Origin of the sequence: Halovenus halobia (genome assembly GCF_051414135.1) — an archaeon.
Lineage (GTDB): Archaea > Halobacteriota > Halobacteria > Halobacteriales > Haloarculaceae > Halovenus > Halovenus halobia.
On sequence record NZ_JBLKOA010000005.1, the window covers coordinates 79721 to 93755 of the forward strand.

Below are 14035 nucleotides of genomic sequence, written 5' to 3' on the forward strand. Positions count from 1 at the left end.
TCGTCAGGTAAACTGGCTGATCAATCCCTCGGCTCCATCGCTATCGAGCGCGGACCGGCCGATCAGTTGCCCGCCGATGAGCGCAGGACTAAGAACCGTATCAGCGCCTGCTCGACGGAGTTTCTGGATATTTTCCCGCGCAGTCGCGGCGGCGATAATTCGGGCATCAGGGCTGAGTTCTCGCGCTGTCAGGATGGCGAAGGCGTCTTGGGCGTCGTTCTCGGTGGCGACAATCACTGCTCGGGCGTGTTCGATATTAGCGTCGTGCAGGGGCTGTTCGTCGCTCGGGTCGCCGCTGATGACCCTGATATCGCGGTTACGGTACTGCGTGACGACGTCCGTATCGCCGGTCACGATGACGAATTCTTGGTCGCCGAGTTCTTCGATAATCGGTTCTGTCAGGTCGCCGTAGCCGAGAATCACGACGTGATCCTCGAGAAGGTCATACTCTGTATCTGTCATGTTCCCGAGTGCGTGTGCGAAGCGTGCCTCGATTGCCGGTCCGAGCACCGACCCCAGTGCGACTGCGAAACTCGCCGTCCCGAGCACGACCACCGATAGCGAGAAGACCCGGGCCTCCTGAGTCAGCGGCGTCACGTCGCCGTAGCCGACAGTGCTCGCAGTGACAACTGTGTAGTAGAATGCGTCAAGGACGGAATTGACCTGTCCGAAATCCTCTCGGAGGCTGTAGGTGCCAGCGGTGCCGTAACACAGCGTGCCCGACAGCGCAAGCAGCGCCGCAATCTGTGTCGTCGAGAGGGCTGCCGGGCGGTCGAATCGATGGTAGTTGAACGCAAGCGTCGGTATCGACAACAGCGACAGCCCAACCAGCGGCAGCGAGTAGACGCTCGCCTGCACGAGTCCCTGGGCGGCCGTGATTGGCAACAGAACCATCGTCGCGTACCAGCCCACGCGCTGGCGGTGTCGCAACGCCCACGTACTCAACAGCATCAAAAAGCCGGTCAGTGCGCCGGTGAATCCCGCAGCCGCTCGAATCAGGTCGGGCACAAACGGCGACAGTGGGCCGCCGATGGTCACGCCGACAGCGATGTTCGTCAGCCCGGTTGCGAGCGACAGCACTGCAACCAGCGTTGACGCGACGACAGCTGCGTGCGCGGTGTATATCTGGCTCACTTTCCGTACCGACCGGTCCATACCTGTTCACTGACGAGGCGCGCAGTAAACCTTACCGCATCGCACCGGCTGTATCAGCTCCCGTACGTTTAAGTCAGATAAGGGGGCCATGCCTCGACGATGGTGGAGTTCGTCTTCACGCCCGAGACGACGCTGACGGTGCTTGCGTTCCTGTTCGCCGGTGTCGCCCTCGGCACGTGTAGCGGACTCGTCCCCGGCCTCCACGCCAACAACTTTGCGCTCCTGCTCGCAGGCTTTGCGCCGGCAATCCCCGCCCAACCACTGTACGTTGGTGTTGCGATGCTCGCTGCCGGAGTTGTCCACACGTTTCTGGACATCGTGCCGGCGCTGGCACTCGGCGTTCCGGACCCGACGATGGCACCCACTGCTCTACCGGGTCACCGTCTCGTCTTAGAGGGGCGTGGCCGCGAAGCACTCCGACTCTCCGCGCTGGGGAGTCTCCTTGCCGTCGGGTTCGCAATTCCGCTTGCCCTTCCTGTTACCAAGGGAATGGGCTGGCTCTACCCGCTCGTCGTCGCCAACCTCTCCGTTGTCCTCGGCGGCGTCTGCTTTCTGTTGATCATGACCGAGCGAACGACCCGAGCGCGTCTCGGCGCGGCTCTCGTCGTCGGGGCCAGCGGCGCGCTGGGCGTACTGACACTCGACGTGCCCACGGGTGGACTCCTGCCGGCAGGAAGTATGCTCGCGCCGCTGTTCGCTGGTCTCTTTGGCGCACCAGTACTCATCGAGGCGATTGGCGGCGCGGGCGTGCCAGAGCAGGCGGACCCGGCCGTGACGACGACCCGACGGTTCATCCTCGCCGCCGGGCTACTCGGCACGCTCTCTGGCGCGGTGGTCGGTTACTTGCCAGGCATTTCGAGTGCAATCGCCGCCGCGGCAGCACTCGCTGTCCTCCCTGCGTACGGACCGAGAGCATTCGTCATCACCTCCAGCGGTGTCAACACAGCCAACACCGTTTTCGCGCTGTTTGCGCTCGTCTCGCTCGGCCAGCCCCGAACCGGCGTGCTTGTTGCCCTCGAACGAACCCAGGTACCGCTCCGGCTTCCGGTGTTGCTCTGTACGGTTGCCGTCGCCGCCGGCGCGGGCTTTCTGCTCGTCCTCGCGCTCGGCGACCGGTATCTCGCCGCCGTTGGCTCGGTGAACACGACTGTACTCTCACTTTCGGTGCTCGGATTGCTCTGCGTACTCGTCTTTGGATTCACAGGTCTCGTCGGCGTCGGTGTCTTCGCCGTGGCGACGCTCGTTGGGTTGCTCCCTGCACGGTTCGGAACGCGGCGGATGACGTGCATGGGGGTGTTACTGGTCCCGCTGGCGCTGTGAGCTACATCAGGCAGCTACGAGTAGATTGCTCGGACGGCGATCACGGAGTCTCCCGTGACTGCCTGAGACGCTTGGGACACGATCATATATGACAGGCCGGCGCAACGTGAGTATTTTTTATCGACGTGATCAGCATCGGCGTCGCATAGAGACAGGTGGTATTGGTCGTTACTCAGCCGCCGGATAAGTCTCGCTGAGATTCCGACATCGTTAGGCTACACTTGCCATCGGATTAACGTAGAGCAATCACGCCTCTCGATACTCTGCATAGCTAGTACCCCGAACTCTCTGGTTCAGTGTGGCTAGAGTAATCTTACAGGAGAGTTGACGAGGATGAATTACATACGATGTCCTCAGGACGAACAATTCCGGCTTCAAAAGCGCAGGAGGCTGAGATGCTGGTAAACGAGGAAGCAGGGACGGTCACGTTAGTGACTGACCGACCTGCAATCGAGTGTTCCGTACCACCGACCGAATGGATCACGATATCTGCTAATGCTGTGATTGACGCCGAGGAATACCGATGACCACTCGGACCCGTACTGCGCTGTATCCGGTCACGTTGGTCGCGACAGATGGAGTACTTGGAGTACTCTGTTTTGAACTCGGTGCGTTCGGCGTTGCGGTGCTCTTGTGGCTAACGGCTGCGACTCTTTGTTTTGGCGTCCTTTCTAACCCGCTACAGAGGTTCTCTATCACACACGGTTCATCGGCGAAGTAACTCCTTCGAGAGAGCCACACCTGACCGTTGGCAGTCGCTCAGGAGCAGCAGCTCGGAAGGACCACAACAACGACAGGATTCAAAATCAGCGGCGGGATACCAAATCCCTTCGAGACTCAGTTCGGCTGACACAGCTGAATCACATTGCGTTGGCCACCTATGTAGACGGGGAGCCTCTCTTCCCCAGAGCCAACAAAATGGGGTTAGACACTTTATTGTCTCACATCTTCAGTGCTGTGAGCAGGTCAGTCCGGCCCCTGCCAGCGCGCAACCTCACCGGTCGCGTTGTCCACAGTCCCGTATACGATGACCGTATCACCCTCTGGTTCGACGGCTGTCTCCAGCGTCGTACCGACATCGACCGACTCCCCTGTTCCTATTGAACCAACGCGGTCAGCAAATACCCCGGGTGCTTCCTGCGGTTGTGCGACCAGTGTCTCAGCTTCGATGTTTGCGACCACTTCGATAGTGAGCGAGCCAAAATCACCAGCATCCGGCGAGTCGTAGTTGAACGAGACCGCATCTGTCGGAACTGCCTGGTTGGCCGCTGTCTCAGACAGCGATTCTGTGGGGACAGACTGCGTCGTGAGTTCGCCAACTGCACCCTCGTCGTTGACCGCAAAGACGGTCACCGAGTCTCCGTCCGGATCAACTTGGACCGCAACACTGTCATGTGCGCTGACGGACCGCCCCTGTGGTCGAATTTCTGTATAGTTTCCTGAGTCAGTTTCCAGTCGAATCGCCGCCGCGTCGGTTTCTTCTGTGACTTCGACCCAGAGTTCTCCGAACTGCTGGCCAGGTAATGGCTCGTACTGGAACGCCAGTGAGTCCGGAGATACTAATTCCGCAGCTTCCGTCTGCGAGAGTTCCTCATCTCTGGAGCCGTCACCACTCGTCAGGCCCAGGCTCTCAATGCTGTAGGTCCCACTAGCAGTGATACGGTCGTCGCTCACGTCAACTGATACTGACTCATCGACTGCTGCCGTCCCGAACGTTGTTTCGACTGTTTCTTGTCGACTTTCCGCAATATCTTCGGCAGCCAGTGCAAACTGCGAGTCGACCGTGTCGCTGTCGCCGCCGAAGTCAACCGCTGCAACAACATCCTCGCCGGATTGGGGCTCGAACTGCGGATCCGTCTCGAACATCTCCTCACCATTGAACGCGTCATCTGGCAGTGTGCCAATCTTACCGACAACAAGGTCACCGGAACCGGCCTGTTCGAGCAACTGGGTGACTGTGTCATTTGATTCGTAGATACGTGGCTGTCCATCATCTCCAGCAGTAACCATCCGTTCCAGTTGCGCAACGTCTGCACTGACCACCACTGACTCATCAGCAACTGCTATGACGGGCGGCTCGCTACTGAACGAGTCAGGTACCTCTGCAGGCTCGTACTGGTCATAGCCATTGAGTGTCTGGGTCTGCTCGTATGCAATACCCCACGTCTCGTCCGTCTGCTCGGTCAACAACTCAGCCAGTCTGTCAGTCGCAAATGTTCCCTGTGCAACAGTGGTCTGATTGATGACGATAATTTCGTTTACCGTCGACTCGGACTCTGCTTGGGGAGTAAGCGCCTGCGTAAGCCCAGCAAACGAAAGCCGAAGCTGACCGAGACCAACTATTGTCTGACTCATCACGAGCGGATATGTTGCTAGTGGGTCGTCGAGTGACTCATTGAGCGACCCGCCGGATTCGTCGTTGGCGGGCGCGGCTTCGAGATTCGCGTATGCGAATAGCATCCCGTCTGCAGCCGTTGTTAACCACTGTCCGTACGAGAGGTCACTCGCCGGGTCGAATGAATCTGTCTCGGAATCGTCAGCCGGTTCGTCATCATCGGACTCGTCACTACTCGCGCAACCAGCCAGTGCTGCTGTTGCAGCACCGACGCCGAGTAAAAATCGGCGTCGACTCTGAGTTGTCTGTCTCTCACTGCTGTCGTGATTCGAAAGCGGGGACATGGAGGGTACTACCTCTACAATATCCCACGCACTCGCTCATAACAAACCCTCAGTCAGCGTTTCATGACCAGCAACACCTCAACGGGTTAACCGTGGGTTACACAAATATCAAACCATGTCAAGCGATGAACTCAATACCGAGCAAAAGAAACAATTAGTACAGTATCTTTTCTGGACTGTCGTCGCAGTTATGGGTGGCTACATCATATTATATGTAATTTAATAGATTCGTTAGGCGGGGTGCCTTTCTCTGTATCTCGCACGCCGGTCCTCCCAGTTCTTGAATATTCCAACAGAGTCGTGTAAAAAATTGAATTGAAAGCACTGACTGTGACCGCCCTGTGTTCGGGTACCACTGCAATTTAAAATATTGTAATGAGGGTTCTAAGCCCAGAACAGCGAATTTTCCTTATTATCTATATCTACATTGTATCTGACGCAATGAAATCCAATAAAAGGCACATTGCGGGGAGTGGGACTGTCACGATTATCGCAGCGTACAGACTCTTCCAGTTGCGAGACACTCCCCATGACGCAGACGAAGAGCCGACAGCCTCAGTCCTGTGGAATCGGTTCTGGTTCAGCGGTCACGCTCTGAATGCCGTCCGTGTACCGGCTCCACAGCACGAGCACGCTCGGCAGCACCACCAGACTCACGACGAACGAGGTGAGCAAGGCAACGACAACGATACTCCCGAAGCTCTGGAGCTGTGGGTGTGGAACCAGCGCAATCGTCGCAAAGGCTCCGGCAGAGGTGAGTGTACTTCCGAGTAGCGCACCACCGGTTCCGGTGACGGCGGCATACAGCGCTTCCATCTGTGTTGCCCCTGCATCGAGTTCGTCGGCAAACCGGTCACCAACGTGAATATTGTAGTCGATGCCGAGCCCGACGGCGAGACTCATCAGCAATGCAGTGAGTATCGTCAGTGGGATTTCGAGCAGATACATCCCGCCGATGACCAACGCGACGACGAGTGTGATGGGGATTGAAACGACCGCTCCAAGTGTCGCGCTACCGTGCATCGCCCGGAAAACGCCCATCAGCGTCACGATAACCGCGAGCAGCGCAACTACCATCGTGAGCAAGATTCCGCCGACGACTTCGTCCAAGAAGGCGTCGTTGACACCCACCGAACCGGCGAGGGTTGCCGTTCGCTGACCCTCACCTTCCATCGTCTCTTCCGCTTCTTCGAGTGTTGGAGCCGTCGATTTTACCTCCGTGAAGTCGGTGGTCAGCGACAGCGTGACCAGCATCGAGCGGTACTCCCCGTCGGTCCGCTCGATGACCTGTTCGGCTGTCGCGCTGTCGGCCGTGTAGAACGCGTCGTAGACCGTCTCTAGATTCTCGTCAGGAATCCCATCGCTGTTAGTATCGTGCTCTTTGAGGACAGCAGCGAAACTCTCGTTTTCAGCCGCAACGGCCTCCATTGCGGTGAGCGGCGAGCGTTCTGCCGACGCGCTCGACTGCGTCACCAGCAGTCCCTCGTCAGCAACCGTTGCGACACCGTCGTCGATATCTTCGAGGGTCGTGTCGCTCGTCACATCATCTTCGATCAGTATCTGTGATTTGAATGCGCTCTCTGTACTCGCTGGCTGGTAGACCTGTTCGACGTGTTGGCTCTGCTCGGTAACCTCGATTGGCTCCCACCCAACTGGGCCGGGAATCTGCTGTTTCCACTCCGCAACGTCGCCGTCAGCGCCTTGGAAACTCTCCTGATCGAGTTCAGTCCATGCGAGGCCGCCGAGACCGCCGACCACGACAGCGAGCACAAGCACGACAGGTGCTGCTCGCTGGGCTAGCGTTGCACTGGCTTCGAGCACTGGCTGGAGATAGCTCCCGTGGCCGAGTGCCGCTTGCCGCCGGTCGAGTCCCACTCGTTCGAGCAGTCCGTCGAGAGAGAGTTTCAGTGCTGGCACCACGGTGGTGAAGATAACCAGCGCCGAGATGACCCCCAGCGTGATGCTTACACCGAGATTGCGGATCATCGGGAGTGGGTTGGTGAGATTCGCCAAGAAGCCGATAGCGGCAGTGATTGTCACCAGAACGAGCGCCGTCGTCACCAGCCGAACGCCGCGGTTCATCGGTTCGCGGATTCCCTCTTCGGGGCCGCGCTGTTCGCGATACCGGTTGAAGATGTGGAATCCAAAGTCGATGCTCAGTCCCGAGATGAGCACGACAGGGACGATACTGACAATGCCCGCAGCGACGCCGAGCCACCCCAGTAGCCCGAACATCCACAGCACCGAGAGCACAACGCCAGTCATCCCGACGATAACGTCAACGAGATCACGGTACGCGAAAACGAGAATACTCAGGATGACCAACAGTGCAATCGGCACCACGAGTTCGACCATCTCCTGGAAGAACCGCTGCTGTGCCTGTTCGCTGGCGTCAGCATTCAGAACGATGTGGTTAGAGTACTCCTGAGCTGTGTTGTACAGTGTAGTGCTCGCGTTCTCTCGCATCTGCTCGTCGACACCGTCTCCAGTGTCGAATGCGACGAACGTCCGTCGGTCAGTAGAGGTCGTTGCCTCGCCGTGGTCGCTCGGCAGGAACCGCTGTGCGCGGGGATTCTCTGCGAGAACCTGCTTGACCAGCCGTTCGACGTTTTCTGGGCTCGTCTCGCTGAGCGCCGTGATTTGCTCATCGAGCGTGGCGTTTACGTCATCTGCCGCCCGCTTTGCGACCAGATTCTCGATCCCACGCACCCCATCATCGTGCAACGTCTCCTGGACGGTCTCATCAGCGAGGATTTCTCTTTGGTACCGGAGTCCGTCGAGGAGTGACGTCTTCGAGAGGGTGTTTCCGTCCTCGTCCCAGACGTACACTGACTGTATCGTTCGATTCTGCTGTCTCTGCGAGGTGCTCGCGTACGTGTCCTCGATATACTGGTTCGCCTGCACTCTGTCAAGGTGGTCGAACTGGTCCGCTGAAGCGCCTGCTTGACTGCCCGTGTCCAACTGCGAGACACCGGCGACAACTGCACCCGTCAGCACCAGCATCAACAGCAGTGTAATTCGATTGTGTTCTGTGACGAAGTTGACGATCCGTCCTATGATGTTTCGCATCGGCATGTTAGACTGGATGTTGTGTATCTCTCTATTAGTGTTAGCTAGCTATCCAGAATAGAGCAAACAATCTATCTAGCTATACAGAAATGAATAGCGATGGTGCTAACGAGTACAGAGAGTGGGATTCTTTTTATTACCTATACCCATCACGTCATGCAACGCTTTTTTTCACATAACGACTGATGCGCACGTCCGCATTCGATTCTTCGAGGTCCACGAGCACGTCGACGCTCTCTGTTTCGGAGTGTGAGACGCTGTGTAGGCTGTTATTAGTCTGTCCGCCAATCTGTGAATATGCTCCACGCGCGAATATGCGTGAGCCACGAACGTCTGAGGACTAGATTATGGATGACTTGATACGGGGATACGGGGCGATTGGGCTGATAATCGTGGGGCTGTTTCTGCTTGGTTCCGTGGTCATCATCGAATCATTTGCAGCACAAGGGATTGTTGCGCTGTTCGGTCTGGGAGTGCTCCTTCGTGGTCAGCGTGAATACCAGAAGAGCTAGCTAAAGTAGTGTGAGCGGTACAGAACCAGCCAATTATACGCTATCTTGTTCCCATCGACACCAACCAAAATCTCGATGAGCGTTGGCCCTGCAGTGCTGGGTATTGGCGCAGTTTTCGGACTGTTATATGCATTTGTACGGAGCTATCGACGAATTCATTCTCTCAATAATGAGCCACAGATACAGCCCGAAGGATAGGCTTTCGTGCCGACCAACAGACCGGTTTTCACCAATTACTGTCTGAAGTGAACTAAGTTTCTCTGTTGCGCAGAACCTCCGTATCGGCCAGCCTGCTACTGTCCGTCGTGTAGGTGCTTGATCTCGTGCCGAATAGAAGGCACATTTCGGGGACGGGCGAAATATGAGTCAGTCTGCACTGAAGCGTTCGTCAACCGAACCGGTGATTCAATTTTCGAGTAAGATGACTGCCAAGGGTGCTTACGTCTTACCGCCAGGAAGAGAGACGAGTGTCAATCCCTTGAGCGTATACTCGTTGCTCAACATACCCGTCTCTGACAGGCCGATCTCAGCGTCAACTTCGACCTCCGAGGTCGCGTCACCGACCCCGAGTAACAAGAACTTGAAAAGGACTGTTCCATCTCCAGATGTGCCCATATCGTCGATGGCAAGCGCTGTGGCACCATCGTCGGCTTCGTATAATTCGAGAGACGGATTCGGGGCTCCGAAGGGTGTCTCGATAGCGACCTCCGCTAAGCCCGTTCCGGAAGGCGGTGCTCGAAGCGAGAGGCTGAGACCTGTGATTGTCGTCTCTTCTGGATGGGTGATTGCAATATCAACAGGAATCTGCTGCCCACCGTGTCCGCTAAATCGTTGCTCGGCGGGCCGTACTGTGAGTGACGCCACTTGATCGCCATTATCAGCCTGAAACGATAGGGTCGTTTCACCGTCAGACGCCTGTTCCTCAGCTGGGTTCGAGATTGTCTCTGAACCCAGGCGGGCACAACCAGCCATGGCCACGGCGCCAGCGCTTCCGGCAGCCGCGAGAATAGCTCGTCGTTTCATGCTAGACGCAATGTTGGCCCCACGGGAAACGCCTGTGTACGCGTAAATGGCCACTTTATGATATCGTCTCACAGGGGTTGCATTCAGAATTGCAGATTGACCCCCTCGAGAGATTTGGAAACTCCAGTTCAAGACAGGACTGGTGCTGGACTCTGAGAACGTGCGTAAGCAGGAACGACTCTGAACAGCGATGTACTATTGCACAGATTGCGGGGACCACTGCTGGAATTCCTCTGTCAGACCACTCATTTGAGAATTCGACCGAGGCCTGAGAGAACTACTTGTAAAATGAAAAGGAAAAAGTACGACCTGTAAGCACTATTCAACAATATGCGGTATTTGGAAGTGCGTATCGAACAGGAGACGTCGGAGAGACACCCGATGCATCAGTTCGTGGTCGATCATCGAGATTACGAACAAACGAGACTCCTGTCCCGGAATCAGTACTCGGGAGACAGCCAGGCTGCGTTGTTTCACGTCGACGGGCCGACAACGCCGTTCGCAAATGAGTTAGCTGACCGGTCGTCTGTCATCGATTTTGAGATAGCGCCATGCCCGGACGGCTCATTTTACTTGTACGTCAGCGAAGAGATGGAAGCGACAGAACGCGCGTTCGCGGGGGCCTTCGATCAACCGGGACTGCTAATTTTACCACCTATCGAGTACCGGGCCGACGGTGCAGTCGTTCTTACGGCTGTTGGGCCGGCGAAACCGGTTCAGACCGCAGTACGCTCGATTCCGGATATGATGAACGTGGAGATTCTAGGTGTGGGTGAATTTCTCGCAGGGCGACTCGACTCACGGCTCGAACTCACCCCACGACAGGGAGAGGCTGTCAACGCAGCTGTCGCGAGTGGTTACTATCACGAACCTCGAGACGCGACGCTCGAAGATGTCGCTGCTAGACTCGACTGTTCGACTGGGACGGCGGGTGAACTTCTCCGTCGTGCTGAACGGACAGTCATGACCAGATTGGCTACCAGTGAGAGCGATTAAATCGGTGGCGGTCCATCACGGACGTGGTTACCGGAGCCACAGTACGGGCATAGTTCCGACCGTCCCGAATGGTACCGACCGCAGTTTCGACACTGTACTCTGTTGCAGTGATTTACGTCGTGATTCGAGGAATTACTCCCCTGCGGTTCCTCGGTACTCCTCTCGTCGTCAGAGTATCCAAATAGGATATGAAGCAGTCCCATAGCGTCTCTAGAGTGGGTGCGTGTGGCCCTCGCTGTATCTCCGCAGATCTGCGGGGCTTTTATTTACGGTCCGACAGCGCCAGAAGTAGGTGACAGATGTCTACTGTTGAAGTGGCTGTCCACAAGCAATGCATTGCCCGAGGTTCACCGGACGAGGGTCTCAAACACCTTACTCTCGATTTCTCGGAGATGGTCACCGACGGTCGTCGGTGCGATCCCGATGGTGTTGGCGATGTCTTCGTGTGTGGCTCTTCTCGGATTACTGTAATACCCTGCCTCAGTAGCGACCTGAAGGATTTCCTGCTGGCGAGTCGTTAGAACGCGCATGAATGAGGCTGCATCCGGATCGTACGCCCCGGTTTCGACAATCGTAGTATCGAACGCCGATGACCCGGTGGCTCTGTCGTAAAGGGCCTGAAAATCAGACTCGGTGCCAAGAAACGTGATCCGAACGGATCCATCGTCGTTGATTTTGACTGGTGTCTCGATAACCAGATCAGCCATGCGACGTAATCCGAGTACTTTTTGTAGAGGGTCGTTGGCCTCGAACTGGGTCGTTGCGATCCACCGGTCTTCGCCAGAAACCAGATACTCGTCGACGTTCGGTGACTCATTCATAATCTCCTCGTAGCGCTCGCGGTCACCGCTTCCCTCTGCGAGTGTCAGGACAGTTCCGTCAGCAAGTAATTCGACGTGATGGATTGCCTCGCGGTTGATCGACGGTTCCTCGGCAAGCCGCTTCCCGAGTGGATGGAACGTCCCCATATCGGTGGCCTGGATGCGGACGGTGAGATATCGCATGTGCCCGAGAATGCACGATTCTCATTTAAAAGGTCGTGTATCCACCCCGCCATCCGGACGGTGAGTCGGGCTCTATCTACAACTGTGAAACGAAATGACGCTAGCAACAATTGATCGGTACGACCCAGACCGGGTCCAGACAGTTGGTGATCGTGCAGTCGTCCTCGGCGGGAGCATCGCTGGGCTCTGTGCGGCGCGTGTGCTGGCTGACGGATTCGACAATGTCGTCGTCCTCGAACGGGACCCTTTCCCCGATGAACCAGTCACCCGCGACGGAGCACCACAGACCAGCCATCCCCACGTCATGCTGGAAGGCGGCCGGGCAACGCTCGAAGACCTATTCCCAGGATTCTCCGAGCGGGTCCTCGCCGAGGGCGGCTTGATGATCGACGGAGGCAGGGAATTCCAAGAGTACAACGGGGGCGACTACATCGCCGAGCCAGAGGGACGGATGCAAACGTACTGCGCGAGCCGGGCAGTATATGAGTACGTCGTACGTGAGCAGGTTCGAGCCCTCCAAAATGTGTCTCTCCGTGGCGACCATCAGTTCCTTGAGTACTGTACTGACGACCATGGGAACGTATCAGGCGTCCAGTTTCGTGACGCGAGGGGCGACGAGCGGGCGCTGGCCACTGACCTGGTGGTCGACGCCACTGGTCGCACAAGTCGAACTCCTGATTGGCTGGCAAACCACGGCTACGAGGAACCAGCAACCGACGCGGTGACCATCGACGTGGCATACAGCACGGTTCGAATCAATCGCCCGCCCGAAGACAGACGGATGCTGCTGGTGGCTCCGGACGCGCCGCGAACGCGCGGCGGTGCGCTCATCCCGGTCGAGGGAGGCCGCTGGGAGGTGATCATTCAGGGAATCCACGGCGACGACCCACCGACACAGCGAGATGATCTCCTCGAATTCGCCGATACCCTGCCCGTCTCAGAGTTCGGGACGCTGCTGCGCTCACAGGAGTGGCTCTCAGACGAAGCACAGCGGTATCCGTACCCCGCCAGCCTCTGGCGACGGTACGAGAAACTCGATGAGTTCCCGGACGGACTCGTCGTCACGGGCGATGCGATTGCGAGTTTCAATCCAATTTACGGGCAGGGAATGTCGGTCGCGGCACTCGACGCCTTGTTGCTCCATCACGCGCTGGCTGATGGCGGTCTCGACAGTCTGGCACAACGCTTTTTCGAACGAACAGCTGACCTCGTCGGTATAGTCTGGCAAATCGTGGTTGGAGGTGATTTCGGCTTCCCGCAGACAACAGGTCCCAGACCGACCGGGGCAGCGGTGACGAACTGGTACATGGACCAAGTCATGCAACAGGCACATACCGACTCCGTGGTGAGCGCTCAACTGGCGCGGGTCACCCGTCTGGAATGCCCGCCAAAGACGTTGTTTCACCCGCATATCGCGGTGCGAGCTCTAATGCCTTCGAGTCGTCTCAATTCTGTCCGCTCTCTTGGTAATCGAACAGCAAAGGGAGTGATAACGGCAATCTCACGAGCGGTTCGTACCTTACAGTAACAGCGACCGTGCTGTACTGGAAGACCCCAACGAGAAACGGGGCCCGGATTTTTATACTGGTCAGCAAGGCGAATACCCCGACCTTCCGAAAACCACAGGTTTTCGGCTTTTGCAAATCTTCGATTTGCGTCAACACCGTGGTCGGGGATGAAGTCAACACTCGCTGACACAAACGATTAAGTGAACACATCGCCCCGCAACGGCGCCCTGTCTATTAGTAGCTTTTCAATGCCCTGCATGGGGGTGTTGTTCGTCCCGCTGGTACTCTAGGTCTCCTCGACGACGTCGGTGAACGTCGTCCCGACGCGGAAGACGATTGGCTCGTCGGCGTCCTGTAGTCCGAGCCCGACCAGCAGCATCTCCTCGTCGGGGTCGTCGATAGTGACCGTCGCCGACCCGGTCGATTCGCCATCGACCAAGTCATCGAGGCGTATCTCGGCCGTGTACGACCCGGCGCTGTCCCAGATATCTGCGTAGGGCCTGATGTTGCCGTTGTCGCCGCTGTCGGTATCGTCGGCACCGCTGAGCGTGAACTCCCTGTCGAGTACCGTCTTCTCGTCGGTAGTCACGAGGACCGTTCCGGACACCTCGCTGTCGGTATCGTTGAGCACGTTCACGTCTTCGAGGAACTGGTCGGCGACCTGGTTGAGGATGCTGGCACAGCCAGCGAGCGCCGTCGCCGCCGCGACTCCACTGGCGCTGAGCACGCGCCGCCGTGAGACGTGATTGGTCGGCCACATACTGCTCCA

The 14035-nt window shown here is 57.3% G+C and carries 10 protein-coding genes; 4 read left to right on the plus strand and 6 right to left on the minus strand.

What is annotated here, in order from left to right:
• Nucleotides 1–3: 3 nt before the first annotated feature.
• Nucleotides 4–1155: an NAD-binding protein gene (locus tag ACMGFM_RS12175; RefSeq protein WP_436902904.1), complete on the minus strand. Its 1152-nt coding sequence runs from the start codon at nucleotides 1153–1155 to the stop codon at nucleotides 4–6.
• A gap of 99 nt (nucleotides 1156–1254) precedes the next feature.
• Between ACMGFM_RS12175 and ACMGFM_RS12180 the strand changes: the two genes are divergently transcribed.
• A complete protein-coding gene (locus ACMGFM_RS12180) occupies nucleotides 1255–2475 on the plus strand; it encodes a tripartite tricarboxylate transporter permease (RefSeq protein WP_436902905.1) in 1221 nt (406 codons plus the stop codon).
• A gap of 966 nt (nucleotides 2476–3441) precedes the next feature.
• On the opposite strand, the gene ACMGFM_RS12185 is transcribed toward ACMGFM_RS12180, so the two are convergent.
• Nucleotides 3442–5154, minus strand: a complete 1713-nt coding sequence (locus ACMGFM_RS12185; protein ID WP_436902906.1) for a hypothetical protein — start codon at nucleotides 5152–5154, stop codon at nucleotides 3442–3444.
• 555 nt (nucleotides 5155–5709) lie between these two features.
• The gene (locus tag ACMGFM_RS12190; RefSeq protein ID WP_436902907.1) at nucleotides 5710–8223 is read right to left on the minus strand and encodes an efflux RND transporter permease subunit; all 2514 of its coding nucleotides are present in this window, start codon (nucleotides 8221–8223) and stop codon (nucleotides 5710–5712) included.
• A gap of 347 nt (nucleotides 8224–8570) precedes the next feature.
• Here ACMGFM_RS12190 and ACMGFM_RS12195 point away from each other — a divergent pair, with 347 nt between their 5' ends.
• Nucleotides 8571–8735, plus strand: a complete 165-nt coding sequence (locus ACMGFM_RS12195; RefSeq protein ID WP_436902908.1) for a hypothetical protein — start codon at nucleotides 8571–8573, stop codon at nucleotides 8733–8735.
• A gap of 438 nt (nucleotides 8736–9173) precedes the next feature.
• On the opposite strand, the gene ACMGFM_RS12200 is transcribed toward ACMGFM_RS12195, so the two are convergent.
• Entirely contained in the window at nucleotides 9174–9758 is a 585-nt protein-coding gene (locus ACMGFM_RS12200) for a DUF8121 family protein (RefSeq protein ID WP_436902909.1), read from the minus strand.
• A gap of 381 nt (nucleotides 9759–10139) precedes the next feature.
• Here ACMGFM_RS12200 and ACMGFM_RS12205 point away from each other — a divergent pair, with 381 nt between their 5' ends.
• Nucleotides 10140–10754: a helix-turn-helix domain-containing protein gene (locus tag ACMGFM_RS12205; RefSeq protein ID WP_436902910.1), complete on the plus strand. Its 615-nt coding sequence runs from the start codon at nucleotides 10140–10142 to the stop codon at nucleotides 10752–10754.
• A gap of 347 nt (nucleotides 10755–11101) precedes the next feature.
• On the opposite strand, the gene ACMGFM_RS12210 is transcribed toward ACMGFM_RS12205, so the two are convergent.
• The gene (locus ACMGFM_RS12210) at nucleotides 11102–11758 is read right to left on the minus strand and encodes a helix-turn-helix domain-containing protein (RefSeq protein ID WP_436902911.1); all 657 of its coding nucleotides are present in this window, start codon (nucleotides 11756–11758) and stop codon (nucleotides 11102–11104) included.
• 94 nt (nucleotides 11759–11852) lie between these two features.
• Here ACMGFM_RS12210 and ACMGFM_RS12215 point away from each other — a divergent pair, with 94 nt between their 5' ends.
• Nucleotides 11853–13286, plus strand: coding sequence for an NAD(P)/FAD-dependent oxidoreductase (locus ACMGFM_RS12215; RefSeq protein ID WP_436902912.1), 1434 nt, complete (start codon nucleotides 11853–11855; stop codon nucleotides 13284–13286).
• A gap of 266 nt (nucleotides 13287–13552) precedes the next feature.
• Here the strand turns inward: ACMGFM_RS12215 and ACMGFM_RS12220 are convergent, their stop codons facing one another.
• Entirely contained in the window at nucleotides 13553–14026 is a 474-nt protein-coding gene (locus ACMGFM_RS12220) for a hypothetical protein (RefSeq protein WP_436902913.1), read from the minus strand.
• Nucleotides 14027–14035: the final 9 nt, after the last annotated feature.